This is a genomic window from Roseibium sediminicola, assembly GCF_023156505.1.
Classification (GTDB): Bacteria; Pseudomonadota; Alphaproteobacteria; order Rhizobiales; family Stappiaceae; genus Roseibium; species Roseibium sediminicola.
In genome coordinates this window covers 1-2422 of sequence record NZ_JALNMJ010000060.1, presented here as the reverse complement: position 1 = coordinate 2422, position 2422 = coordinate 1, and the positions used below count along the sequence as shown (strand labels likewise).

Genomic DNA, 2422 nt, shown 5'->3' with positions numbered 1-2422 from the left:
TCACGCGGCTGGAAAAGCTCGTTGCCGCATTCAAGCAGGCGGCCTTCGGACGCAAGTCCGAAAAGCGCGATCCGGATCAGTTCGACCTGGCGCTTGAGGATCTGGAAACAGCTATTGCGGCGTTTCATGCCGAGGAAGAGACAGACAGCCCCGGCGACAAACGAGCTTCCAAACGACGTGCGGCCAATCGCGGGGCTTTGCCCAAGCATCTTCCCCGTGTTGAAGAGGTCCTTGAGCCGGACAGTCTGATCTGTTCCTGTGGCGGCTGCCTGCACCCGATCGGCGAGGACGTATCCGAGCGGCTGGACGTGATCCCGGCCCAGTTCCGCGTCATCGTTACCCGCCGACCGAAATACGCCTGCCGCTCCTGCACCGATGGCATCATTCAGGCACCGGCGCCGGCGCGGCTGATCCAGTCTGGCCTGCCGACCGAGGCCATGATCGCCCATGTGCTGGTCTCCAAATACGCCGACCACCTGCCTTTATACAGGCAGGCGCAAATCATGAGCCGCCAGGGTATCGATCTCGACCGGTCGACACTTGCCGACTGGGTCGGCCGGGCGGCATTCGAATTGCGTCCCGTCTTTGATGCGTTGATTGCAGACCTGAAGCGGTCCACCAAGTTGTTCATGGACGAAACCCGGGCTCCCGTGCTTGATCCCGGTTCCGGCAAAACCAGAACCGGATACTTCTGGGCATTGGCGCGGGATGACCGGCCGTGGAACGGCGGAGCGCCGCCCGGTGTCGCATTCACCTACGCACCTGGACGCGGAGGACACCATGCCGAACAGATATTGCAGGACTTCTCGGGAGTTTTGCAGGTCGATGGCTATGCCGGATACAATCGGCTCATTGCGCCTGATCGGGTCGGACCGGAAATCCAGCTGGCCTATTGCTGGGCACACGCCCGTCGCAAGCTGGTTGAGATCACCCGGACCGGCTCTGCGCCGATTGCAGAAGAAGGCGTGAAACGCATCGGCGACCTCTATCGCCTCGAAGCCGAACTGCGCGGGCTCGATCTCGAGACGCGTCTGGCGATCCGGCGGGAGCGAGCAGCGCAGCTCATCGCCGATATGGAAACATGGCTCACGCATCATTGCACTCGTGTCGCCGCCAAATCGCCCCTGGGCGAAGCCCTGAAGTATATCGCCAAATACTGGCAGGGCTTGTGCCTGTTCCTGACCGACGGGCGGATCGAGATCGACAACAACACCGTTGAACGCACCATCAGACCCATCGCACTCAACAGGAAAAACGCTCTCTTCGCAGGTCATGAGGCCGGAGCTGAAAACTGGGCGGCAATCGCCTCACTGATCGAGACCTGCAAGCTCAATTCCGTCGACCCGCAAGCCTATCTGGCAGCCACACTGACCGCTATCGTCAACGGCCACAAACAAAGCCGGATCGACGAACTCCTGCCGTGGAACTTTATCGGCAAGCGCAATGAGAACATCATTGACGGATTTACGGAAACCGACTGACATTCGGGTTCTGGCAGTCAGTCATATTGATGCTGCCCGATCGAATTCCGCAGATTCAGGTTTTGTTATGAGACTGATTATATTGCTGTTTTTTCTGCTTGTGGCACCATCCGCATTCGCGGCCGTACCCCCAGGGCCTCCACCGTGGTTTTGCAGTCTCGTCCACGCGTGTGACGACAACAATATGTGTGTCTCGGTCTTTGGACCATCAATGGGTTTTAATCTTCGCTCGATTGAGAACGAAAATAACAAATTCGTCTTAGAAGGGCTTTATGGCAAAGAACGATTTGCAGCGGTTTTTTCTTCTCGGGATGAGGCTCGGCTTCGCATCGAAACTGACAACTCGATTGAGCGAGGCACGATAATCCTAATTCCGAACAACAAAGTCGCAGATGCCCGCAGCTTTTGGGCTCATATTGCCAGCGACGGCGGTAACGGTGAGCTTTTCCTAAGCACCAAACATCTTCTGATCGCCTGTGACAAGATACCAAAAAAGTTGCTCAGATAACGTCCAACAGTCTGGAAGACTCAAACCAGGCCGGTGGGGTGAAAACATCGCTTACCTTTCGCCGAATAACGTCCTGAAGCATCTCGTCGGGTAACAACCCTGCATACTTCTTTTTCCATTTGAAATATGTCGCCTGGCTGTTGCCCGCCTTCCGGCAGATCTCTGCAACCGGAACGCCATCGTCCCCCGCTTTAGAATGAACGCCTTCTGCGCGTCCGAAAATTTCGATGCCTTCATCGCTTCCGCTCCATCTCCCAGCCGGGAGCCTAGCTGTGCTTTCCAATGAGGTTGTTCACTGATTGGGGATCAGACGTGTCCGTGGGGTGAAGCCGGTCTTCATGGCTGCCTCGCGCTCTGTTACGCTGCCTTTGCAGCGTAACACCATGGCATGAGGTCGTTGATGCGGTTGATCTTGTGGTCAGCGATTTGTGCG

At 56.9% G+C, this 2422-nt stretch carries 2 protein-coding genes and 1 pseudogene; 2 read left to right on the top strand and 1 reads right to left on the bottom strand.

The features are described from left to right. Positions 1-1481: IS66 family transposase (gene tnpC, locus M0H32_RS29385; protein WP_248160316.1), on the top strand; the 1481-nt coding region annotated here is incomplete at its 5' end. A gap of 211 nt (positions 1482-1692) precedes the next feature. Then, positions 1693-1989, top strand: coding sequence for a hypothetical protein (locus M0H32_RS29380; RefSeq protein WP_248160315.1), 297 nt, complete (start codon positions 1693-1695; stop codon positions 1987-1989). Positions 1990-2044: 55 nt separating this feature from the next. On the opposite strand, the pseudogene M0H32_RS29375 reads toward M0H32_RS29380, so the two are convergent. Beyond that, positions 2045-2226: pseudogene (locus tag M0H32_RS29375) on the bottom strand (transposase); the annotation flags it as partial. Positions 2227-2422 lie beyond the last annotated feature (196 nt).